At 74.0% G+C, this 21545-nt stretch carries 20 protein-coding genes; 10 read left to right on the forward strand and 10 right to left on the reverse strand.

Features of this window, described 5'->3' with window-relative positions:
• Positions 1 to 42: 42 nt before the first annotated feature.
• Positions 43 to 672 (reverse strand): TetR/AcrR family transcriptional regulator, encoded by a 630-nt coding sequence (locus tag OYE22_RS11875; protein ID WP_277320388.1) that lies wholly within the window; start codon positions 670 to 672, stop codon positions 43 to 45.
• 185 nt (positions 673 to 857) lie between these two features.
• Here OYE22_RS11875 and OYE22_RS11880 point away from each other — a divergent pair, with 185 nt between their 5' ends.
• Complete coding sequence (locus OYE22_RS11880) at positions 858 to 4283, forward strand: S41 family peptidase (RefSeq protein ID WP_277320389.1); 3426 nt, start codon at positions 858 to 860, stop codon at positions 4281 to 4283.
• 180 nt (positions 4284 to 4463) lie between these two features.
• Entirely contained in the window at positions 4464 to 4652 is a 189-nt protein-coding gene (locus OYE22_RS11885; RefSeq protein WP_176163665.1) for a hypothetical protein, read from the forward strand.
• An 83-nt stretch (positions 4653 to 4735) separates the two neighbouring features.
• On the opposite strand, the gene OYE22_RS11890 is transcribed toward OYE22_RS11885, so the two are convergent.
• Genes OYE22_RS11890 through OYE22_RS11900 form a run of 3 tightly spaced genes read right to left on the reverse strand, consistent with a single transcriptional unit; the run spans position 4736 to position 8285 of the window.
• Positions 4736 to 5632 (reverse strand): SDR family oxidoreductase, encoded by an 897-nt coding sequence (locus tag OYE22_RS11890; protein WP_277320390.1) that lies wholly within the window; start codon positions 5630 to 5632, stop codon positions 4736 to 4738.
• Entirely contained in the window at positions 5629 to 6633 is a 1005-nt protein-coding gene (locus OYE22_RS11895) for an alpha/beta hydrolase (RefSeq protein ID WP_277320391.1), read from the reverse strand. The genes OYE22_RS11890 and OYE22_RS11895 overlap by 4 nt, the downstream gene beginning before the upstream one ends.
• Positions 6630 to 8285 carry an NAD(P)/FAD-dependent oxidoreductase gene (locus OYE22_RS11900; RefSeq protein WP_277320392.1) on the reverse strand — a complete coding sequence of 552 codons (1656 nt, stop codon included), beginning with the start codon at positions 8283 to 8285 and terminating at the stop codon, positions 6630 to 6632. The genes OYE22_RS11895 and OYE22_RS11900 overlap by 4 nt, the downstream gene beginning before the upstream one ends.
• A gap of 280 nt (positions 8286 to 8565) precedes the next feature.
• On the opposite strand from OYE22_RS11900, the gene OYE22_RS11905 reads away from it, so the two are divergent.
• Positions 8566 to 9351 (forward strand): MerR family transcriptional regulator, encoded by a 786-nt coding sequence (locus OYE22_RS11905; protein WP_277324099.1) that lies wholly within the window; start codon positions 8566 to 8568, stop codon positions 9349 to 9351.
• A gap of 62 nt (positions 9352 to 9413) precedes the next feature.
• Here the strand turns inward: OYE22_RS11905 and OYE22_RS11910 are convergent, their stop codons facing one another.
• Both OYE22_RS11910 and OYE22_RS11915 read right to left on the reverse strand, forming a co-directional pair.
• Positions 9414 to 10223 (reverse strand): exodeoxyribonuclease III, encoded by an 810-nt coding sequence (locus OYE22_RS11910; protein ID WP_277320393.1) that lies wholly within the window; start codon positions 10221 to 10223, stop codon positions 9414 to 9416.
• 29 nt (positions 10224 to 10252) lie between these two features.
• The gene (locus OYE22_RS11915) at positions 10253 to 10645 is read right to left on the reverse strand and encodes a hypothetical protein (RefSeq protein WP_277320394.1); all 393 of its coding nucleotides are present in this window, start codon (positions 10643 to 10645) and stop codon (positions 10253 to 10255) included.
• Positions 10646 to 10890: 245 nt separating this feature from the next.
• Here OYE22_RS11915 and OYE22_RS11920 point away from each other — a divergent pair, with 245 nt between their 5' ends.
• The 3 genes from OYE22_RS11920 (at position 10891) to OYE22_RS11930 (ending at position 13387) form a co-directional block, all read left to right on the forward strand.
• Entirely contained in the window at positions 10891 to 11370 is a 480-nt protein-coding gene (locus OYE22_RS11920; protein ID WP_277320395.1) for a GNAT family N-acetyltransferase, read from the forward strand.
• 89 nt (positions 11371 to 11459) lie between these two features.
• Positions 11460 to 12422, forward strand: a complete 963-nt coding sequence (locus OYE22_RS11925) for an aminoglycoside phosphotransferase family protein (protein WP_277320396.1) — start codon at positions 11460 to 11462, stop codon at positions 12420 to 12422.
• A gap of 149 nt (positions 12423 to 12571) precedes the next feature.
• Positions 12572 to 13387 (forward strand): SAM-dependent methyltransferase, encoded by an 816-nt coding sequence (locus tag OYE22_RS11930; protein ID WP_277320397.1) that lies wholly within the window; start codon positions 12572 to 12574, stop codon positions 13385 to 13387.
• Positions 13388 to 13453: 66 nt separating this feature from the next.
• Here OYE22_RS11930 and OYE22_RS11935 read toward each other — a convergent pair whose 3' ends face one another.
• On the reverse strand, positions 13454 to 14503 hold the full coding sequence (locus OYE22_RS11935) for a Rieske 2Fe-2S domain-containing protein (RefSeq protein ID WP_277320398.1): 1050 nt from the start codon (positions 14501 to 14503) through the stop codon (positions 13454 to 13456).
• Between the two features lie 306 nt (positions 14504 to 14809).
• Between OYE22_RS11935 and OYE22_RS11940 the strand changes: the two genes are divergently transcribed.
• Complete coding sequence (locus OYE22_RS11940; RefSeq protein WP_277320399.1) at positions 14810 to 15274, forward strand: MarR family transcriptional regulator; 465 nt, start codon at positions 14810 to 14812, stop codon at positions 15272 to 15274.
• 101 nt (positions 15275 to 15375) lie between these two features.
• Here OYE22_RS11940 and OYE22_RS11945 read toward each other — a convergent pair whose 3' ends face one another.
• Both OYE22_RS11945 and OYE22_RS11950 read right to left on the reverse strand, forming a co-directional pair.
• The gene (locus OYE22_RS11945; RefSeq protein ID WP_277324100.1) at positions 15376 to 16287 is read right to left on the reverse strand and encodes a LysR substrate-binding domain-containing protein; all 912 of its coding nucleotides are present in this window, start codon (positions 16285 to 16287) and stop codon (positions 15376 to 15378) included.
• A gap of 86 nt (positions 16288 to 16373) precedes the next feature.
• Complete coding sequence (locus OYE22_RS11950; RefSeq protein WP_277324101.1) at positions 16374 to 16940, reverse strand: 3'-5' exonuclease; 567 nt, start codon at positions 16938 to 16940, stop codon at positions 16374 to 16376.
• A gap of 327 nt (positions 16941 to 17267) precedes the next feature.
• On the opposite strand from OYE22_RS11950, the gene OYE22_RS11955 reads away from it, so the two are divergent.
• The 3 genes from OYE22_RS11955 (at position 17268) to OYE22_RS11965 (ending at position 20726) form a co-directional block, all read left to right on the forward strand.
• A complete protein-coding gene (locus OYE22_RS11955; protein ID WP_277320400.1) occupies positions 17268 to 18860 on the forward strand; it encodes an amidase in 1593 nt (530 codons plus the stop codon).
• Positions 18861 to 19095: 235 nt separating this feature from the next.
• Entirely contained in the window at positions 19096 to 19503 is a 408-nt protein-coding gene (locus OYE22_RS11960; protein ID WP_277320401.1) for a YciI family protein, read from the forward strand.
• An 8-nt stretch (positions 19504 to 19511) separates the two neighbouring features.
• Positions 19512 to 20726, forward strand: a complete 1215-nt coding sequence (locus OYE22_RS11965) for a DUF6596 domain-containing protein (RefSeq protein WP_277324102.1) — start codon at positions 19512 to 19514, stop codon at positions 20724 to 20726.
• Positions 20727 to 21014: 288 nt separating this feature from the next.
• Here OYE22_RS11965 and OYE22_RS11970 read toward each other — a convergent pair whose 3' ends face one another.
• A complete protein-coding gene (locus OYE22_RS11970) occupies positions 21015 to 21437 on the reverse strand; it encodes a very short patch repair endonuclease (protein ID WP_277324103.1) in 423 nt (140 codons plus the stop codon).
• Positions 21438 to 21545: the final 108 nt, after the last annotated feature.

Genomic DNA, 21545 nt, shown 5'->3' on the forward strand with positions numbered 1-21545 from the left:
AGAGCGGCGCGCTGGGATGGGGACGTTCGGGTGAAACCGAATCTAGGTGACGGCCAGGCTTGCGGTGACGTCAGGGTCGGCGCCGAGAGCGGGGAGGATCACGGCGTCGATGTACTCGTAGAGGAAGGCGTCGTCCGCGTGCGCGGCGTCGATCAGCGGGCGGGCCACGAAGGCCCCGGTCATCATGTGCGGCACGAAGTGCATGGCGGGCGTTCCCGCGGCGATCTCCCCCCGGGCGACGGCACGGGTCAGCAGCTTTTCGAGGGCGGTGAGTTCGGGGGCGATGAGCAGCTCCCGAAGCGCCTGTTGTAGGTCTGGATTGTCGTGCGCCGCGTGGGCGAGCCCACGTAGCAGGTCCGCGTCACGCTCCGCGTTGTGCTCTCCGCAACGCACCATCTCGCGCAGATCCCCCCGGAGCGAACCGGTGTCGATCTTTTCGAGCGCGACCGGCTTGAGCGACCGCAGTGCGGTGGCCACCAGCTCCGGCTTGCCTCTCCACTGGCGGTAGAGCGTGGCCTTGCTGGCTCGCGTGCGAGCGGCGACGGCGTCCATCGTCAGCGCCTCGTAACCCACCTCGCGGAGCAGGTCGATGACGGCGGCGTACAGCTCACCCGCCCGCTCGGGGGTCAGCCTGCTGCGCCGCGACGTGGTCTTGGCTTCTGCGACCTGCATGAGTCCACCCCCATCCGAACGAAACGGTTTCGTACTCGCTCAGCATACGTCGGCCGTCAACGAAACGATGACGTTTCGCTCGTGTTCTGCATCACAACGCAACCATGCGCGGGTAAAACACCTCGCACGCGTGAAGTGCGCCCGACCAAGTTGCCGCGCGCCCCGGGGACCGAAAGCATGGACGGGTGACCGCCAGCGACGACGCCTATGTCCGCTTTCCGCATCTGCACGGGGACTTGCTCTGCTTCGCGGCCGAGGACGACCTGTGGGTCGCGCCCCTCACCGCTCCTGACAGGACGCCGGAGCGGGCCTGGAGGTTGACCGTCGATCGCACCCGGGTGGGCCACCCGCGCTTCTCACCCGACGGCACGCGGATCGCGTACACCAGTTGGCGCAGTCTGGACCCGGAGATCTACCTGGCCCCGGTCGAGGGCGGCCCGGCCCGGCGGCTCACCTACTGGGGCAGCACCGACACGCGGGTGTGCGGCTGGACGCCGCCGGACCGGGACCAGCGCTCGGACATCCTGGCCGTCTCCTCGCACGGCCAGCCGTTCTCGTACTACTCCTGGGCCTACAGCCTGCCCACCGACGGCAGCCCGGGCGGGCGGCTGCCGTGGGGCCCGGTCTCCCACATCGCCGTCGCGGACCTGGACGCCGCCGACCTCGCCGGGGTCGAGCTGGGCGGCGAGGAGCTGGCCGGTGAGGGCCCGGACAACCGGTGCACGCTGCTGTTGACCGGCAAGCCGCCGCACGAGCCGGCCTCCTGGAAGCGGTACCGGGGCGGGGCGATGGGCCGGCTGTGGCTGCACGGCACCCGGCTGGTGCCGGACGTGGTCGGGCACCTGGACAGCCCGATGTTCGTCGCCGGGCGGATCGCCTTCCTCTCCGACCACGAGGGCGTCGGCAACCTCTACTCCTGCCTGCCCGACGGCTCCGACCTGCGGCGCCACACCGACCACGCGGACTTCTACGCCCGGCACGCCGCCACCGACGGCTCCCGCGTGGTCTACCAGTGCGCCGGCGACCTGTGGCTGGCGGACGACCTGAGCCCGACGGGCGTGCCGCGCAGGGTGCCGGTGCGGCTCGGCGGGCCGCGCGCCGGGCGGCGCACGTACCAGGTGCCGGCCGCGGCCCACCTGCGCTCGCTGGCCGTGGACGAGACCGGTCGGGCCAGCGCGGTGGGCGTGCGCGGCAGCCTGTACTGGCTCACCCACCGCGACGGGCCGGCGCGCACCATCGCCGACACGCCGGGGGTGCGGGTGCGGCTGCCGGAGATGCTCGGGCCGACCGGGCGGGTGGCGTACGTGACCGACGCGGAGGGCGCCGACGCGATCGAGATCACGCAGCTCCCGCGGGCCACCGGCCCGTCCCGGCCGCGCCGGCTGGCGGCCGGGCAGCTCGGCCGGGTGCACGAACTGGTCGCCTCGCCCGACGGCGAGTGGCTGGCCGTGGCCACCCACGACGGGCGGTTGCTGCTGGTGGACGCGGCGCCCCGCCCGGAGGACGAGGCGCGGGCCATGACCGAGCCGCTGCCGGGCGTGGGGCCCGAGGCGGACTACGCGGGCCCGGAGGGGCCGGACGCGCCGGAGGTCAGCGAGCTGACCCGGTCCGCCAATGGGCCGGTGCGGGACCTGGCCTTCTCGCCCGACTCGGCGTGGCTGGCCTGGTCGCACCCGCACATCGGGCGCTCGCTGCGGAAGATCAAGATCGCCCGGCTGCGCCCCACCGGCACCCTCGGGCGGGCCATCGTGGACGTCACCGACGGGCGGTTCGAGGACGAGCAGCCCGTGTTCACGCGCGACGGGCGGTACCTGGCCTTCCTGTCCTGGCGCGGCTTCGACCCGGTCTACGACGTGCACACCGGGGACCTCTCCTTCCCGCTGGGCTGCCGCCCGTACCTGGTGCCGCTGTCCTCGGCGACGCCCTCGCCGTTCGCGCTCTCACCCGAGGGCCGCCCGGCCGCCGGCGGGCTCGACCCGGGGGTGACCGCCGGCGACCTGGACAGCAAGGTGCTGGTGGAGGTGGAGGGGCTGGCCAGCCGGGTGACCGTGTTCCCGGTCGCCGCGTCCAAGTACTCCGCGCTGCGTCCGGTCAGCGGCGGCGGCCTGGTGTGGCTGCGCTGGCCGATCTCCGGCGCGCTCGGCGAGACGTTCGCCAACCCGGCCGACACCTCCGGCCGGCCCACGCTGGAACACTTCGACCTGGCCAAGGCGCGGCGCAGTGAACTCACCAGCTCGGTCGACTGGTTCGCGGTCAGCGGCGACGGCTCGCGGCTGGTCGTCAACGACGACGGTGACCTGCGGGTGGTGCCCGCGACCGACCTCGCGGACGCGGACACCACCGTCCACATGGACCTGCGACGCATCCTGCACGACGTCGACCCGCCGGCCGAGTGGCGGCAGGCGTACGCGGAGGCGGGCCGGTTGATCCGCGCCTACTTCTGGGAGCCGGGGCTCGGCGGCGTGGACTGGGACGCGATCCTGGAGCAGTACCGGCCACTGCTCGAACGCGTCGCCTCGCCCGACGAGTTCGCCGACCTGCTGCGCGAGGTGCTCGGCGAGCTGGGCACCTCGCACGCGTACGTCTCGCCGTCGCGGCGCAACGAGGGGCCGCCGCACTACCAGCGGGCCATCGGGCTGCTCGGCGCCGACTTCACGCACGCCAAGGACGGCTCCTGGGTGGTCTCGCGCATCCTGCCGGGCGACTCGTCCGACTCCAAGGCCCGCTCGCCGCTGGCCGGTTCGGGCATCCGCGAGGGCGCCACGCTCACCCATGTGGACGGGCGGCCGGTGGACCCGGTGGCCGGGCCGGCGCCGCTGCTCGCGGCGGCCGGCGGGACCACGGTGGAGCTGACGTTCAGCCCCGCCGAGGGCGCCGGGCCGCCGCGCCGGGTCGCGATCGTGCCGCTGGTCGACGAACGGCCGCTGCGCTACCAGCACTGGGTGGCCAAGCGGCGCGAGGTGGTGCGCGAGCTGAGCGGCGGCAAGTGCGGCTACCTGCACATCCCGGACATGGGCGGCTCGGGCTGGGCCCAGTTCAACCGGGACGTGCGGATGGAGATGTCCCGGCCCGCGCTGATCGTGGACGTACGCGGCAACGCGGGCGGCAACATCAGCGAACTGGTGGTGGAGAAGCTGACCCGCACCATCCTGGGCTGGGACCTCACCCGCAATGCCCAGCCGGTGAGTTACGCCAGCGACGCGCCGCGCGGGCCCGTGGTGGCCGTGGCCGACGAGATGACCTCGTCCGACGGCGACATGATCACCGCCGCGTTCCGGCTGCTGGGCCTCGGGCCCGTGGTGGGCCTGCGCACCTGGGGCGGGGTCGTCGGGATGACGGGCCGGCACCGCCTTGTGGACGGCACGACGATCACCGTGCCGATGAACGCGGCCTGGTTCGACGCGTACGGCTGGGGCGTGGAGAACCACGGCGTGGAGCCGGACATCGAGGCGTTGCGCTCGCCGCTGCACTGGGCCGAGGGCAAGCACCCGCAACTGGCCGTCGCCGTGCGCACGGCGCTCGACCTGCTGGAGCGGCACCCCGCCGCTGAGCCGCCCGACTACTCCGGCGTACCGGACCGCAGCCGCCCGCCGCTGCCGCCGCGCGCCTGACGCGGGCCCCGGCGTACGCGGGGCTCGGGGCGCGGGTTCCGGACCGTGCGGTCAGGGCCACGCGCTGGGCGGTCACGGGCTGGGGGCGCGAGCTGGGCGAAATGGCCCAACATGCGAAGAACGCGAGGTCGTGTCAGGCTGATCGGGGCCCATCCCCGATCACCCTGAGGAGGGACGACCATGGGCGTTTCGGACCAGTTCAAGGACAAGGCCGAACAGATGAAGCAGCAGGCCAAGGAGAAGGCCGGCAAGGGCAAGGGCGAGAAGGGCTCCCAGGGCGGCGCCAAGGAGCGCGGCCAGCAGAAGGGCGCCGAGGCCAAGGAGCGTGCCCAGGACAAGCTGGGTGACGCCAAGGACCGCTTCACGTGACACCGCTCCCCCGCGCCCGCGCGGGAGACGGCGGAGGGACGCGCCACGGGGGCGCGTCCCTTCGCGTGCGCGCCGGGGTCTGATCAGTCCCGACGGCTGCTCCTGGCCGCCTCGTCCGCGCCGCCGCCGGCGCCGACCAGGCCACGACGGGTGCCGCTGGCGGCCTCCAGGCGGGGCGCGAAGCGGCGCATCTCGCGCTGGCCGACGGTGCCGATGAGGGAGGGCAGGTAGCCACGGAAGGACTGCATGCCGCGCAGCCACCACTGCCCGTACACGTGCGCCGACCGGCGCTCGATGCCGGCCACGAGCCGGTCGACGGCCGGGCCCAGCGGGTAGGTGCGGTTGCTCGGCCAGGGCAGCGTGGCCCGCAGGTCGCGCAGCACCTCGTCCTCGTCGGCGCCGCGCACCATGTCGGTGTCGGTCCAGCTCAGGTAGCCGACGCCGACCCGCACGCCCCGGTAGCCGACCTCGGCGCGCAGGCTGTGCGCGAACGCCTCGACGCCGGACTTCGACGCGCAGTACGCGGTCATCAGCGGCGCCGGCGTGATCGCGGCCAGCGAGGCTATCTGGAGCAGGTAGCCACGGCTCTCCAGCAGGACCGGCAGGAAGGCGCGGGCGGTGGTGGCGCTGCCGATGAGGTTGACCTCGATGACGCGGTTCCAGGCGCGCTCGTCGGAGTCGACGAACGGGCCGCCGGTGGCGACGCCGGCGTTGGCCACGACGATGTCGACCTTGCCGAACCGCTCCTTCACCTCCCGGGCGACCTGGGACATCGCGGCGTGGTCGGTGACGTCGGCGTGCCAGTGGCCGCCCTCGCCGTGCAGGGCGTCGGCCACCCGCTTGAGCTCCTCCGGCTCAAGGCCGACCAGCGCCACCGTCGCGCCGCGCGCCGAGAGCTTGCGGGCCAGGAGTTCCCCCACCCCGCGCGCCGCTCCGGTCACCACCGCGACCTGGCCTTCCAGGCTGTTGCGTGCGCTCATGCCGAGGGCTCCTTCGCCGTCGCCGCGTCGGCCACGGCCGACGCCTTCGGGGATGCCTCGGCCGGGGCCGGGGCGGGGTCGGTGAGGTGGTCGGCGACCAGGCCACGTATGGCGTCCGCCACCGCGTCCGGTACCTCCACCGGGGTCATGTGCCCGATGCCGGGCAGCACGGTCAGGCCGAGTGGGTTGGGCAGCGCTTCCACGATCCGGTGGGCGTGCACGGGCGGGGTGAGCCGGTCGGCGGTGCCGACGACGACCGCCGTCGGCGGGGTCAGCTCGCCGACGTTGGCGGCCAGGTCCATCTCGCCCATCATGTGGCCCCACTGGGCGCGCACCCGGCGCGGGCAGGCGTGCACGATGCGGGCGCAGGCGTCGGTCATCTCGCGCGTCGCGGCCCGCCCCATCGTCACGTACCTGAGCACCCGGCGGCCGACCGGCGTGACCCGACCCAGCGGCGCCGCCGAGCCCAGCACCAGGGTGTGCACCCGTTCCCGGACGCGGCCCCTGGGCGTGGGCACCACCAGCGTCTCGGCCAGCAGCGCGCCGGCGCCGGTGCTGCACATCAGCACGGCGGCGGCCCGCTCGCGCAGCTCGGGGCGGCGCGCCGCGGCCATGATCGTCATGCCGCCCATGGAGTGGCCCACGACGACCGCCTGTTCCCTGCGGCCGTCCGGGCCGGTGGCCAGGGTTTGGTCGAGCACGGCGGCCAGGTCGTCGGCGAGCGTCTCGGTGGTGTAGCCGCCGTACGGGGGCGGGGCGGAGCGGCCGTGCCCGCGCTGGTCGTAGGCGATGACCCGGTGGTCGCGCGACAGCTCCCTGATCACCGGCGCCCAGAAGGCTATGGAGCAGGTCCAGCCGTGCGCGAGCACCACGGTCGGGGCGCCGCCCGGGCCGTACTCCTCGACGTGCAGGGCGGCGCCGTCGGCGGATGTGACGGTCAGTTCGCGGGCGGGGGTGGGCGGGGCGTACCTGCCCTGGGTGGCGTGGATCGGCCGGTTCACGCTATGGCCTCCGTGGACGGGCCGTCGGCCCGCGGCCCGCCGGCCGGGGCGGCCGGCGCCGCGGCGCGCTTGGCGGACGTGGCGGACGTGGCGGACGTGGCGGACGCGGCCGGCCTACCCGCCGGCGCGCCCCCGGCATGCCCGGCGCCGGCGCCTGCCGCAGCGGAGACGCTCGCCCGCTGTGGGGCGCGCAGCACCTCGTACTCGGCGAGGTTGACCTCGCGGGTGGCCCGGCGGAACTCGCTGGTGGTGCCGGGCCAGACGGTGGTGTTGCGGCCGTTCGCGTCCAGGTACCAGCTGTCGCAGCCGCCGACGTTCCACACGGTGCGCTTCATCCGCTCCTGCACCCGGTGCGACCAGGCGTGCACGGCGGACGGGCGGGCGTCGAGCGCGGCCCGGCCACCCAGGGTGTCGAGTTGGCGCAGGTAGTCGACGAGGTAGTTGAGCTGCGACTCGATCATCAGGATCATCGAGCTGTTCCCGAGGCCCGTGTTGGGGCCGATGATCGTCATGAAGTTGGGGAACCCGGCGGCCGTGCTGCCGCGCAGCCCCTCCATCCCCTCCTTCCACTCCTCGGCCAGCGTCGTGCCGGCGGCGCCCGTGACGCGCCGCGCGATGGGCATGTCCGTGACGTGGAAGCCGGTGCCGAAGATGATCGCGTCGACCTCGGTCTCGGTCCCGTCGGCCGCGACCAGCGTGGAGCCGCGCACCTCGCTCAGGCCGGAGGCCACGACGTCCACGTGGGGCTTGGCGAGTGCCGGGTAGTAGCTGTTGGACAGCAGGATGCGCTTGCAGCCGATGCGGTAGTCGGGCGTGAGCTTGGCGCGCAGCGCGGGGTCCTTGATGGCCTTGCGCAGGTGCGACTTGGCCAACGCCTCGACCAGGCCGAGCTGGTTGGGGCGCTTGGTGAAGGCGCTGACCTGCAACTCGCGGATGCCCCACAGCAGTCCACGGCGCGCCGCGCGCGTCGCGGGCACCCGGGTGTGCAGCCATTGCTCGACGCCGGTGATCTTCCGGTCGGCGCGCGGCAGCACCCACGGCGGGGTGCGCTGGAAGAGGGTGAGGCGCTCGACCGTGGGCTCGATGGCGGGCACGATCTGGATGGCGGAGGCGCCCGTACCGATCATGGCGACGCGCTTGCCGCGCAGGTCGTAGTCGTGGTCCCAGCGCGCCGAGTGGAAGACCCGGCCGGGGAAGGAGTCGAGGCCGGGGACGGCGGGGATCTGCGGGTCGGAGAGCGGGCCGGTGGCGGAGACGAGGACGTCGGCGGTGTACGCGCCGCTGGCGGTGTCGATCTCCCAGTACAGCTCGTCGCCGTTCCACCGCGCGCCGCGCACCTCGGAGTTGAACCGCAGGTGCGGGCGGAGGCCGAAGGTGTCGGTGACCCGCTCCAGGTAGGCCCGGATGTGCGGCTGGCCGGAGAAGTTGCGCGGCCACTCGGGGTTGGGCGCGAAGGAGAAGGAGTACAGGTGCGAGGGCACGTCGCAGGCGCAGCCCGGGTAGCTGTTGTCGCGCCAGGTGCCGCCGACGGCGTCGGCCCGCTCCAGGATCACGAAGTCGGTGATGCCCTCGCGACGCAGCCGGACCGCCGCCCCAAGCCCACCGAAGCCGGTGCCGATCACCGCCACCCGCACATGCTCATGCTCGGCCATGCCGCCGCCTCCCGAATCGAGGAACCGCGCCAGCAATCACTGGCACGGTTAGGAGGGTAAGGCAGGAACATACCGAGCGGTAGGGGTTGGGCGAGGGGAAGTTACCGGCGGTTGCACCCCACCGCCGTACGCCCGGAAACCGCCTCGGAACCGCCGCGCGACCCACGCGCGCCACGCCGTAGCGCACACCCGACGCCGGGCCCGCCGCCACCGGGCCGGGTCGGCATAGGCTGCTCGGGTGGCGAAGACGACAGAGGCCGAGCAGGGGCGCGAGTACCGCATGGCGGAGTTGGCCGAAGAGGCCGGCATCACCGTACGGACGCTGCGCTTCTACCGCGAGCGCAAGCTCATCCCGCCGCCCCGCCGCGAGGGCCGCATCGCCTGGTACACCGAGCACCACCTGGCCAGGCTGCGCACCATCGCGGCGCTCCTGGAGCGGGGCCACACGCTGGGCGGCATAGCGGAGTTGCTGACCGCCTTCGAGAGCGGACGCGACGTGGGCGAGGTGCTCGGCCTGGCGGCGGCCATACCGGTGCCCTGGTCGGAGGAGACCCCGGTCAGGCTCACCCCGCAGGAGCTGGCCGACTACTTCACCGGCGAGGTCACCCCGGAGAACCTGGCCACCTCGCTGGACCTGGGCTACCTGGCCGTGGACGGCGACGACCTCGTCCACGTCAGCCGCCGCCTGCTCGACGCCTCCCACGACCTGGTCCGCAAGGGCGTGCCGCTGGCCGAGGTGCTCGCCGCCGGGCGGGAGTTGCGGCAGCACATGGAGGCCGTCACGGAGAGCTTCACCGAACTCGTACGCACCCACGTGCTGGCCGACGTCGTCGCCCGGGCCACCGCCGGCGAGGGCCTGACACCGGACGAGGCGGCGCACGTCACCAGGACGCTGGACAGCCTGCGGCAGAGCGCCAAGAGCATCGTCGACGCCGAACTCTCCCTGGCCATGGACCGCCGCGTCCGGGCCGAGCTGGAGAAGTGGCTGGGCCCCACCGACGACGGGGCCGCGCGCCCCGCGCCGCCGGACGCGGCGGACGGCCCGCCGGCGAGCGCGCGGGACTGACCCCGAACGCGCCACCGGGCCGCCCCGGGACCGGCAGCCGGTCCCGGCGGCCGGGCCCGGCGTTACGCCGCCGCGTACGTGACCGTCACCGGCGCGTGGTCCGACCAGCGCAGGTCGTAGGAGGCCGCGCGCTCCACGACGGCCGAGGTGGCGCGCTCGGCGAGCCCCGGGGTCGCCACGTGGTAGTCGATGCGCCAGCCGCTGTCGTTGTCGAACGCCTTCCCCCGGTAGCTCCACCAGGTGTACGGGCCCTCGACGTCCGGGTGCAGGCGCCGCACCACGTCCGTGTAGCCGCCCTCGTCGAAGAGGCGGCCGAGCCAGTCGCGCTCCTCGGGCAGGAAGCCGGCGCTCTTGCGGTTGGCCTTCCAGTTCTTCAGGTCGGCCTCGCGGTGCGCGATGTTCCAGTCGCCGCAGACCAGCACCTCACGCCCGGTGGCGGCGGCCCGCTCGCGCAGCTCCTTCAGGTAGGGCAGGAACTCGCCCATGAAGCGTTCCTTCTCCTCCTGCCGGGGCGTGCCCGCCTCGCCGGAGGGGAGGTAGAGGCTCGCGACGGTCAGCCCCGGCAGGTCGGCCTCCAGGTAGCGCCCGCTGGCGTCGAACTCGGTCGAGCCGAAGCCGATCTGGGTGCGCTCGGGGCGCTGGCGCGTGTAGAGCGAGACGCCGGCGCGGCCCTTGGCCGCCGCGGGGGCGTGCACGACGTGCCAGCCCTCGGGCTCGCGCACCTCGGCCGGCAACTGCTCCGGCTCGGCCCGCACCTCCTGGAGACACACCACGTCCGCCTCGGTCGCCGCCAGCCAGGGCGTGAAGCCCTTCTTCGCGGCGGCCCGCAGACCGTTCACGTTCACCGTCGTGACCTTCGTGACCGCCGTCACCGTACGCACCACCCTTGCTCCCCGGTCACTCACCGAACCCCAGGCAGCCTACGCGCCACGCGCCGCACCCCGGAGCGCCGCCGGCCCGTCGGCGGAACGCTCGGTTCCGGGGAGGCGGCGGCGTGCTCCCGGTGCGCGGCGGCCCGGGGCAGGGTGATCCCCTCGGCCGCCGCGGTGACCTCGACGGCCCGGGCGGCCAGCGAGAGCCCGATCTCCTCCAGCGCGTAGACGGACTCGATCAGCAGGGTCTCGGCCGTCGCCGCCATGGCCTCGCCGCAACGGTTCTGCTCGGCCACGTCCTCCGGGCCGCGCGCCTCGTCCATGTTCTCCAGCCGGGCGCGCAGCTCCTCGTGCCGCCGCTCCAGGTCATGGACGCGGCGCACCGCGCGCAGGATCTCCGCATCGGTCGGCGTAACGATCATGGTGCTCCCTCTCAGCGCGCTGGCCACCTACATCGCGAGAGAGGAGAAATCCGGGCACCACGCCCACATGAGTCCGCAAAAAGTGACCAACGTCTCAGCCCGTCGACCGCAACCCGGCAGCGCCCGGTCCCGGCCACGCCCGGCCGCGCGCCGCGCCCGCGAGCGGCCGCCGAGGGGCCGCCGAGGGGCCGCCGAGGGCCCGTAAACCGGTGGCCCCGCCTCGACGCGTCCGTACGATTACCAGAATGCAGATCGTGCCCGTGCCGTATGACCACCCCGATGTCGCGCACCTCAACGACCTGGTGCAGCAGGAGTACGTCGAGCGCTACGGCGAGCCCGACGACACCAAGCTCCAGGCCCACGAGTTCGAGCCGCCCAGCGGCCTGTACCTGCTCGCCTACGACGCGGACGGCACCCCGATAGCCAGCGGCGGCTGGCGGTCGCAGGACCAGAGCGACGAGGGGTACGCGGACGGCGACGCGGAGCTGAAGCGGATGTACGTGGTGCCCGCGGCGCGCGGCCGGGGGCTGGCCCGCCGGATACTCGCCGCCCTCGAAGCGGACGCCCGCGCGGCCGGCCGCACCCGCATGGTCCTGGAGTCCGGCACCGAGCAGCCGGAGGCGCTGACGCTGTACGCCTCGTGCGCGTACGTGCCGCACGAGCCGAAGTTCGGCCTGTACCGCTTCCACGACGAGAGCCGCTGCTTCGTCAAGCCCCTCGGCTAGCGGACCGGGCCCCGGCCGCCTCCCGGCCCGGCCGCCCGCCCCGTACGGCCGAGCGGGCCCCCCTTCCCCTGACGAACGGCGCCCCGCCCATGCAGCCCCTGCCCACGCCGCGCGCCCTGCGCCAACTCCTGGCCGGCGCCGGCCTGTCCGGGCCGGCGGCGGAGCCGCGCCGCATCGACGAGGGCGGCGAGCACGCCTCCTGGTGGGTCGGTGACGACCACGTGCTCCGGCTCGCCCTCGACCCGGCCGGCGCCGCGCGGCAGCGGCGCGAGAGCGCGCTGCGCGACCTGCTCCGCGACCGCCTGACGGTCGCCGTGCCGACCAGCGTCGGACGCGGCGAGTGGGCGCCGGGGCTCACCTTCACCCTCGACACCCGATTGCCCGGCACCAGCGCCGAGGCGCGCCCGCTCTCGCGGGCCGGCGAGGCGGACCTCGCCGCGCTGCTGGCCGGGCTGCGCGCCGTGGACCCGGCCGAGGCGGCGGCGCTCGGCCTCCCGTACCGGCCGCCCCGCTCGCTGGAACAGGCATGGCGCGCGGCCGTCGCGGTCGCCGAACGGCTGCGCAACGACGGCGAGTTCACGCCAGACCAGTACGCCACGCTCGTCACGACCGCCGCCCCGGCCCCTCCCGCCGCGCGTCCCCCGGCTCCACACCACTCGGCGCCGCCCACGCCCGCCGACCGAGACGGACCCACGCCCGGCGCGGTGGACACGACGACGGCGCCGGTCGCGTGCCTCTGCCACCTCGACATCAAGGGCGAACACCTGCTGGTCAGTGACGACGGGCGGGTCACCGGCGTGCTCGACTGGACCGACGCGGCCATCGGCGACCCGGCGGAGGACATCGCGGGCCTGGCCATCGCCGTGGGCGCGCCGGCCGCCGCCCGCGCGGCCGAACGCGCCGGATACGACCCGGCGTCGCGCCGACGCGGCGTGTCGCTCGCGCGGTACGACACCCTGGTCCGGCTCGCCGACCGGCTGTACGGGGACGACGACAGCCCGTTGCCGTTGCTGCGCGCCCAGCGGGACCGGGCCTGGCGCGCGACGCCGTAGCCGCGCGCGGTCATTGCCCCACTCGGCGTATAAGCCCAGTTCCGAGGCGTCGCAAGCGAGATCCCAACTGCGTGGCCCCTAAAAGTAATCCGTAGACTCATCGCACGCCGTGCACACCGTGGACGGCCAGCGACGAGGGAGCGAGCACGATGGCCAAAAACGGTTACCCTGCGGACCGCATCAACACCCAAGAAGCGCACTCCGCGCGCGTGTACGACTACATCCTGGGCGGCAAGACCAACTACGTCGTCGACCAGCAGGCCGGCGACGCGATGTGTCAGGAATGGCCCGCCATGCCCGTACACATGCGGGAGAACCGGTTCTTCATGCACCGGGCCGCGCAGTACCTCGCCCGCGAGGAGGGCGTCCGCCAGTTCCTCGACATCGGCACCGGCATCCCCACCGAGCCCAACCTGCACGAGGTCGTCCAGCGCACCGCCCCCGACTCGCGCGTCGTCTACGTCGACAACGACCCGATCGTGCTGACCCACGCTCAGGCGCTCCTCGTCAGCACGCCGGAGGGGCGCACCGCCTACATCGACGGCGACATGCGCGACCCCGCCGCCATCCTGGCCTCCCCCGAGGTCGCCGAGACCCTGGACCTCACGCGGCCGGTCGGCCTGATGATCATCGGCATCGTGCACTTCCTGCTCGACGAGGACGACGCGATGGGCATCGTCCGCCGGCTGCTCGACCCGCTCCCCTCCGGCAGCTTCCTGGCCATGACCATCGGCACGGCCGACTTCGCGCCGACCGAGGTGGGCCGCGTGGCCAGCGAGTACGAGAGCCGCGGCATGCCCATGCGGCTGCGCACCCGGGCCGAGGCCGAGGCGTTCTTCGACGGCCTCGACCTGGTGGAGCCGGGCGTCACCCAGGTGCACTACTGGAAGCCGGACGCGGACACCGACCCGAACATCGACGACCGGGACATCGCCATGTACGGCGGCGTCGCCCGCAAGAACTGAGCCCCGCCCCGGGCCCGCCGTCCGCGCCCGCCGCCCGCGCCCGCCATCGCGACGCGCCCCGTCGCGTCAGGCGGGGCGGCGGGCCGGCTGCCGCCCGCCGGGCCAGTCGCTGTAGAACTGGCGGGCCCACCTGCGGTACTTGGTGATCGGCCCGTCCCCCTGCGCCAACCTCGGGTGCTCCAGATAGGTGTTGTGCGCCCAGACGGGGAGGTCGCGGTTGGTCTCGAAGGTGCTGAACCACGCGAGCGGCCCCGGCGCCAGGGCGGCCAGCGCGCGGGCGGCGCCACGGTGGCGTACGCCCGCGAACCGTACGGCGACGGCCAACCGCATCTCGATCCGCACCGGGTCCAACGGCACCACGCAGAACCACGCGCGCATCTCCATGCCGATGGCCGGCACGGTCGTCTCGGCGATGAAGACGCCGAGCCCCTGCACCGTCGCGCGCATCACCGGCGCCGAGGCGAACAGCACGTTCTTCTTGCCGCCCACCCGCGCGAGGCGGTACGCGGACGTCATCCGTGGCCCCTCGAACCGGGGCTCCTCCACCATCCGCACTCCCAGCCGGTGAATGGGGGTGAAGTGCCCGGTGTCGATGACGTTCTCCATGAAGTCCTGCGGGTGCGCCACGAGCGTGCGCACGAGGCCGCGGACCGGCCCGAACCCCTCGGCCGCCGGGGGCGCCGTCACCTCCCACGACGGGGGTTCGCCCCGGGCGTGCCACCACACGAAGACCAGCCCGGCGACCTCCCGGCTCACCACCGCGCCCAGCCGTGCCCTGGGCGGTGGCGTGCCGTACCCGGTCCGTACGCACTCGCCCTCGGGGCCGAACGCGAAGTGGTGGAAGGGGCAGACGAGTTCCTCGCCCTCCACCCGCCCACCGTGCCCCAGGTGCGCCCCCAGGTGCGGGCAGAACGGCCGCACGGCGCGCAGTCGCCCGCTCCGCGTGCGGTAGACCACCAAGTCCTCACCCATCAGCCGGCGGGTGAGCACGCGCCCGGGCCGCAGCTCGGCGCTGCTGGCGACGGCGAACCAGCCGTCGGGATAGGGCGGGGGCGCCGCCGGGGACGGTACGGCGGGCAACGGCGGTCCGGACCGGTCCGGCTTCGACAGGTTCATGGTGACCCCTCCAGCTCAGGTTTCACGCGGTTTCCGCGCCACGTCCGACAACCGGGGCCGGCCCCGCCGCGCGGGCTCACCTCAGCGTCACGCCGGCCCGCGCGCCACGGCGGCCCTTCGGGCGAGGCTCACCGGAAGACGTGAAACGGGTGCGAGCCGGGTTTAGTCGGGCACCGCGCGCAGAAGGCCGGCCAGACGGCGGACGCATCCCGCCGCGACTGACACAGGCCGGCGCGCGCCCGCCGATGGGGCAGGCGCGAGACGTTCTCAAACAGCACTGAATTTCCCGCCTTTACGATGGAAGTCGTGCACGACAAGCCGCCCGAGGGGCCCGCAGCCGCCGACCCGACCACCGACGACACGGCCCTGGGCACGCTCCTGGCCGCCGCCAGCCAACGCTGTCGCCAGGCGTTCAACAGCGGACTGCGCGCCGCCGGCATCGAGTCCCGCCACTTCGCCGTCCTGCGCGGCCTGGCCCAGCACGGGCCCTCCAGCCAGCGGGAGTTGATCGAACTGCTGGACGTGGACAAGTCGGCCATGGTCCGGATCATCGACGAGTTGGAGCGACAGGGCCTGGCCGAGCGCCGCCGCGCCGTGCACGACCGCCGCGCGTACGCGGTCCGCCTCACCGCCGAGGGCGAGCGACGCCTCGCGGCCGTCCAGGAGATCGCCGTCCCCATCGGCCGGGAACTCTTCGGCTGGCTCGCGCCGAGGGACCGGGAACGCCTGGTGACCACCCTCCGCCAACTCGCCGGCAAGCCGGCCGGATAAGCCCGCGCCGGCGTGCGCCGCCCCGCCCCCCGGGGGCCTTCCGCCCTCGGGGCGGCCGGCGGCCCGGGTCCCGGGGCCTGGCCGGCGGCCCGCTCCCGGCGTTACGGCCGGGAGTCCCGCGCCGGCGGGAACCGGTGCGTCATGAAGGGCGTGCTGGTGATGAACGTACGGAACGCGCGGGCCGCCTCGGACAGGTGGGCGTCCCGGTGCCAGACCAGGGTCAGCACCCGGTGGCAGTCGGGCGCGTCGACGCGCACCCAGGTGACCGGGGCGCGTATCCCCTCCTGACGCGAGATGGCGGGGACCAGCCCGATGCCGAGGCCCGCGCCGATCAACTCCCCACTGGCCCCCGGCTCGTCGGCCTCGCAGGAGATCTGCGGGGTCAGCCCCTCGGCGGCGAAGAGCCGGTCGAGCAGCGCCCGGGGCCAGTTGCCCGGCCGGCTGACCACGAACGACTCGTGCGCGAGTTCGGCGACCCGCACGCTGCGCCGGCCCGCCAGCCGGTGCCCGTACGGCACGGCGAGCAGCACCTCCTCTCTGGCCAGCTCGACGCACTCAAGGCCGGTCCCGGTCAGCGGCTGCGAGGCGACGCAGAAGTCCACCTCCCTAGCCCGCAGCCGGCGCTCCATCTCCACCGCGTTGGACTGGTAGAGCCGCACGTCGGCGGCGGGGTGGGTGGCTCGGAAGCTGCCGAGTGCGCGGGCGAGGGTCAGCAGCGTCTCGGCGGTCACGGTCACCCGGCCAAGGCCGCGCTCGCGGGCGTCGGCGACCGCGCGCCGCGCGTCGTCGAGCTCGCTGAGCGCGCGCTCGACGTGGCGCAGGAACAGCGCCCCGTACTGGTTGAGCCGGATGCGGCGGCCCTGCCGGTCGAAGAGGTCGGTGCCCAGCTCGGCCTCGAGGCGGGCGATGGTGCGGCTCACCGAGGGCTGCGCGACGTGCAGTTCCTCCGCGGCCCGACTGATGTGCTCGAAGCGGGCCACGGCCCGGAAATAGCGCAGTTGCAGCAGGTCCATCGCTCCCCCACCCATGCCGTGGTGATCATCATGACACGGCCGGGCGGGCCCACCCGCGTGGGCGCCGACCCCCGGCCCGCCACCCGTCAGGCGGGGGCACCCGGGGCGTCCGCGCCCGGCCAGGCGCCCCGCGCGAGGAGGTCGAGGACGAGCGCGCCGATGTTCCACGCGTCGTCCTCGCCGCTGTGGTGCCGCCCCTCCAGCGGCAGCCCCGCGAGTTCCAGGGCGCGCGCCATGCCGGGCCGCCTGGCCAGCCCGTACGCGTCGGTGAAGACCGCCTTGGCGTTGGTGTGCCGGCCCGAGAACGGGTAGCGGGCCGGCCCGCGCTCGCACTGCCGGGCGAACTGCTTGCGGTCGTAGTCGCCCCAGCTCACCCACGCCCGGGTGGCCGCCCGGTGCTCGCGCGCCAGGGTCGCGCAGGCTTCGGCGAACGGCATGCCCCGCTCCACCTCGGCCTGGGTGAGCCCGGTCAGCTCCGTGCAGAACGGGCTCACCGTAGATCTGGCCGGGCGCACCAGGAGCCGGTGCCGCGCCACCCGCTCGCGGGTCACGGTGTCCACGACGCACAGGCCGATCTCGATGATCTCGCTGACCTGCCCCGGCGGCGCCTGCCCCGACCAGCACGTCGCCTCCACGTCCACGACGTTCACCAGCCGCCCGTACGCCTCCCCCTCGGCCGCCCCGGCGAGCTGGGCCGGTCCATGGCCCCCGCCGGGCGAGCCCGGACCGGCTGACCGCTCGTCGTACGCCTCGTTCGTCGTCACGCTCGCCGACCCTAGGGACCCGCCCGCCGGTCCTCACCCGAATTTCCCGCACGCCACCACCCACACCCACCGACGCCCAGCCCCACCCGCACCCGTCCACACGCACCCGGACACGCCCGGGGCGGGAGGGGCGCGAGGCGATGACATTCACAACGAGGCGCATGCGCCGTGTGGCGCCCTTGCGCCGGGGCGCCGGCGTGTAGTCCGCTAGCGCCCATGAGGAAGAGGAGCGTTGCCACGCTGATCACCGCCCTGCTGGCGGGGTCCCTTCTGACCGGCGCGCCGAGCCCCAGCGCCGCCGACACCCGCACCGACAGTTCCCCACCCGTGGACTCGCCCCCGAGGCTGGGGGTCGACCTGGACACGGTGACCATCCCCGAGCTGCAGGCCCGGATGGCCGACGGCTCGCTGACCCCGTCGGCGCTGACCCGCGCCTACCTGTGGCGCATCAAGACCGTCGACCCCAAGGTCAACGCGGTACTACGGACCGACCCGACCGCCCCACAGCAGGCCGCCGCCAGCGACGCCCGACACCGCGCGGGCACCACCCGTGGTCCGCTCGACGGCATCCCCGTACTCATCAAGGACAACGTCGACACCCGCGGCCTGGCCTCGACGGCCGGCTCGCTCGCGCTGGCCGACCGCCCGCCGAAGACCGACGCGGCGCTGGTCACCCGGTTGCGGCAGGCGGGTGCCGTGATCCTCGGCAAGGCCAACCTCTCCGAGTGGGCCAACTTCCGCGCCGCCAAGCCCACCTCCGGCTGGTCGGCGGTGGGCGGCCAGACCCGCAACCCGTACGTCCTCGACCGCAACCCGTGCGGCTCGTCCGCCGGCTCCGGCGCCGCGCTGGCCGCCTCGCTGTCCCAGGTCGCCATCGGCACCGAGACCGACGGCTCCATCGTCTGCCCGGCCGGCATGAACGGGGTGGTCGGCCTCAAGCCCAGCCTCGGCCTGGTCAGCGGGGACGGTGTGGTGCCGATCTCCGCCGAGCAGGACACCGCGGGCCCGATGGCGCGCAACGTCATCGACACGGCGCTCACGCTCGCGGTGCTCAGCGACCACGACGCCGCCCGCCGGAACAGCCCAGCCACCGACCCCACCCACCCCGGCGACCTGCGCGGCAAGCGCATCGGCCTGTGGCGCCTGCCCACGCTCGGCCCGAAGGTGGACGCCCTGATGGTCCGTACGGCGCACAAGCTCCGCTCCGCCGGCGCCGAGGTCGTCGAGGTCACCCCGCCGTACCAGGACCGGCTGGCCGAGCTGGAGTTCCCGGCGCTGCTCAGCGAGTTCCACCGGGACATCGACGCCTACCTCGCCACCCGCGAGGGCGGCCCGCGCGACCTTGCCGAGCTGATCCAGTTCAACCGCGACCACCCCGAGGAGCGGACCTGCTTCAGCGGGCAGGAACTCTTCGAACAGGCCCTGGCGGCGCCGCCCACCACCGACCCGGAGTACCGGGCGAAGCGCGCTGAGCTGAAGGACCTCTCGCGGCGCTCGATCGACGAGACGCTGGCCAAGTACCGGCTGGACGCCATCGCCGCGCCCACCAACCCGCCCGCCTGGACCACCGACTGCGCCCGTGGCGACAACGACGTGATCCCCTCCTCCACCCCCGCGGCCGTCTCCGGGTACCCGTCCCTTTCCGTACCGGCCGGCTTCGCGGACGAACTGCCCGTCGGCCTGCTCCTGACCGCCGGCAACCACCAGGACGGCAAGCTCCTGTCCCTGGGCTCGGCCGTGGAGTCCCGCCTCGACGCCTGGCGCGCCCCGCGCTACCTGCCGACCGTGGGCCCGGACCCCGTGCGGTAGCCACCCGACGCCCCACCACACAGCCCACCGGCGCCAGCGGCGCCGCACGCGGCGGCCGACCCCACCCGGGGGCCGGCCGCCGCCCCCTTCCCCGACCGCCCGTCCCTCGCCCCGACCCGCCTTCCCGAACGCGTGAGAAAAATCTTTCGCCCACCATGTCGAGAACCCGTACCCGGCTCCGTCCCCGCCGTGAACGCGACCACAATGGGCCGCACCAGCACCAAGGAGAACCACCATGGCCAAGTACCTGCTGCTCAAGCACTACCGTGGCGCCCCGGCACCGGTGAACAACGTGCCGATGGACCAGTGGACGCCGGCGGAGGTCTCGGCGCACGTGCAGTACATGCACGACTTCGCGGCCCGCCTTGAGGAGACCGGCGAGTACGTCGACGGTCAGGGGCTCGCGCCCGAGGGAACGTGGGTCCGGTACGACGGCGAGGGCCGCCCGCCGGTCACCGACGGACCGTTCGCCGAGACCAAGGACCTCATCGCCGGCTGGATGGTGATCGACGTCGACAGCTACGAGCGCGCCCTCGAACTGGCCGCCGAACTGTCGGCCGCCCCCGGCGCCGGCGGCGAGCCGATCCACGAGTGGCTGGAGCTGCGCCCGTTCCTCTCCGCGCCGCCCACCATCACGGAGTGACCACGGCGATGGACGAGCTCCTGCTCCGCCGCCTCACGCCGCGCGTGATCGGCATCCTCGTCCGCCGCGGAGCCGACTTCGCGGCGGCCGAGGACGCCGTACAGGACGCGCTGGTCGAGGCGCTCCGCACCTGGCCGGCCGATCCCCCACGGGACCCGCAGGGCTGGCTGGTCACGGTGGCCTGGCGCCGGTTCCTCGACGCGATACGGGCGGACTCGGCCCGCCGCCGGCGCGAGGACCTGGTCGAGTCGGAGCCGGCGCCCGGCCCGGCGCCCGCGGTGGACGACACGCTCCAGCTCTACTTCCTGTGCGCCCACCCGTCGCTGACCCCCTCGTCCGCGGTGGCGCTCACGCTGCGCGCCGTGGGCGGGCTCACCACCCGCCAGATCGCCCGGGCCTACCTGGTGCCCGAGGCGACCATGGCGCAGCGCATCAGCCGGGCCAAGCGCACCGTCGCCGGCGTGGGGCTCTCCCCCGCCGGGGCGGAGCCGGACGCGTCGGGCGGGCCCGACCGGAGCGGCGACGTCGCCACCGTGCTGCGCGTCCTGTACCTGGTCTTCAACGAGGGCTACTCCGGCGACGTCGACCTCGCCGCCGAGGCCATCCGGCTCACCCGGCGGCTCGCCGCCGCCATCGACCACCCCGAAGTGGCCGGCCTGCTCGCCCTCATGCTGCTCCACCACGCCCGGCGCGCCTCCCGCACCAGGCCCGACGGCAGCCTGGTGCCACTGGCCGAGCAGGACCGCGGCCGGTGGGACACGACGTTGATCGCCGAAGGCGTCCAGATCCTCCAGGCGGCCCTCGCCCGCGACCAACTGGGCGAGTTCCAGGCCCAGGCCGCCATCGCGGCCCTGCACGCGGACGCCCAGCGGGCCGAGGAGACCGACTGGGTGCAGATCGTCGAGTGGTACGACGAACTCGCGCGCCTCACCGACAGCCCGGTCGTCCGGCTCAACCGCGCGGTCGCCGTGGGCGAGGCGGACGGCCCACACGCCGGCCTGGCCGCCCTCGCCGAACTCGACGCCTCGCTACGCGACTCCCCGGCCAAGGCCCACCCGCTCCCCCGCCGCGAGGCGGTGGCAGCCCACCTCCACGAACGCGCCGGCGACCTGACCACGGCCGCCCGCCTCTACGCCGAGGCCGCCCACCACGCCCCCAACCTCGCCGAACGCACCCACCTCACCCACCAGGCCGCCCGCCTCAACGCCCACCTACGCCCCTGACAACCCCCCGACCGCGCGTAGCTTTCGCGCGTGCGCCCCTCGCCCCTCGGGCCGAGCCAGGACCAACTGGCCGCCCTGCCACGGCCGGGCGCGCGGCGTGTGACTCTCGCCGTCGGCCGGCTGCCAGAGACACCAAAGAGCCCCAGCCGGGTTTCCCTGGCTGGGGCTCTGAGCTGCGGTGGGGTGTTCACGAGTGGGCCTGACCTGCACCCACAGAGGCGTCGCGCAAGCCCTCCCACCGCCTGGAAGATCATTCCCCAGCTACTTGTACAGGGCACCCGCAGATGCCTACGTACTTGCTGGCACGGTCTCGCCCAGAATCCGCAACGCCCGCGGGTGCCCCCGCGAAGCGAGTGCCAGCACCACCTTGCCCACGGCAGCGTCGACGGTCTCGTGCTCCCAGAGACGCAAGGGCACCCACCCCAACCGGATGAGGTGGGCATCGGTGTCCGCGTCCCGTCGAACGTTGCCCTCCAGCTTCTCCCGCCACCACTCCCCGTTGTGCACCGGCGCGTGCAGGTGCTGCGGGCAGGCGTGCCAGAAGCAGCCCTGGACGAATACCGCGGTCCGCCACCGCACGAATGTGACGTCCGCACGACGCCGACGCATCATCGGAAGCGGCAGGCCCACGCGATAGCGAAAGCCCAGCGCGTGTAGTGCTCGCCTCAGAGCCAGCTCGGGCACCGTATCTCGGCTGCGCTGCGCCAGCATCACCCGCTAAACATTGGAATCCTTCGGGACCGGCAGCTCCAAGGTAACTTTCCGTTCGATCACATGGCGGTCGCTATAAGTCGCCGTGTCGGCTTTCGCTCCCTCGCC

This window comes from Streptomyces sp. 71268 (assembly GCF_029392895.1).
Taxonomy (GTDB): domain Bacteria; phylum Actinomycetota; class Actinomycetes; order Streptomycetales; family Streptomycetaceae; genus Streptomyces.

Excerpts from the sequence above, each read along its gene's own strand:
- OYE22_RS11875 (WP_277320388.1), bottom strand. The coding sequence starts at position 672 with ATGCAGGTCGCAGAAGCCAAGACCACGTCGCGGCGCAGCAGGCTGACC.
- OYE22_RS11885 (WP_176163665.1), top strand. The coding sequence starts at position 4,464 with ATGGGCGTTTCGGACCAGTTCAAGGACAAGGCCGAACAGATGAAGCAG.
- OYE22_RS11890 (WP_277320390.1), bottom strand. The coding sequence starts at position 5,632 with ATGAGCGCACGCAACAGCCTGGAAGGCCAGGTCGCGGTGGTGACCGGA.
- OYE22_RS11900 (WP_277320392.1), bottom strand. The coding sequence starts at position 8,285 with ATGGCCGAGCATGAGCATGTGCGGGTGGCGGTGATCGGCACCGGCTTC.
- OYE22_RS11905 (WP_277324099.1), top strand. The coding sequence starts at position 8,566 with ATGGCGGAGTTGGCCGAAGAGGCCGGCATCACCGTACGGACGCTGCGC.
- OYE22_RS11915 (WP_277320394.1), bottom strand. The coding sequence starts at position 10,645 with ATGATCGTTACGCCGACCGATGCGGAGATCCTGCGCGCGGTGCGCCGC.
- OYE22_RS11920 (WP_277320395.1), top strand. The coding sequence starts at position 10,891 with ATGCAGATCGTGCCCGTGCCGTATGACCACCCCGATGTCGCGCACCTC.
- OYE22_RS11925 (WP_277320396.1), top strand. The coding sequence starts at position 11,460 with ATGCAGCCCCTGCCCACGCCGCGCGCCCTGCGCCAACTCCTGGCCGGC.
- OYE22_RS11930 (WP_277320397.1), top strand. The coding sequence starts at position 12,572 with ATGGCCAAAAACGGTTACCCTGCGGACCGCATCAACACCCAAGAAGCG.
- OYE22_RS11935 (WP_277320398.1), bottom strand. The coding sequence starts at position 14,503 with ATGAACCTGTCGAAGCCGGACCGGTCCGGACCGCCGTTGCCCGCCGTA.
- OYE22_RS11945 (WP_277324100.1), bottom strand. The coding sequence starts at position 16,287 with ATGGACCTGCTGCAACTGCGCTATTTCCGGGCCGTGGCCCGCTTCGAG.
- OYE22_RS11955 (WP_277320400.1), top strand. The coding sequence starts at position 17,268 with ATGAGGAAGAGGAGCGTTGCCACGCTGATCACCGCCCTGCTGGCGGGG.
- OYE22_RS11960 (WP_277320401.1), top strand. The coding sequence starts at position 19,096 with ATGGCCAAGTACCTGCTGCTCAAGCACTACCGTGGCGCCCCGGCACCG.
- OYE22_RS11965 (WP_277324102.1), top strand. The coding sequence starts at position 19,512 with ATGGACGAGCTCCTGCTCCGCCGCCTCACGCCGCGCGTGATCGGCATC.
- OYE22_RS11970 (WP_277324103.1), bottom strand. The coding sequence starts at position 21,437 with ATGCTGGCGCAGCGCAGCCGAGATACGGTGCCCGAGCTGGCTCTGAGG.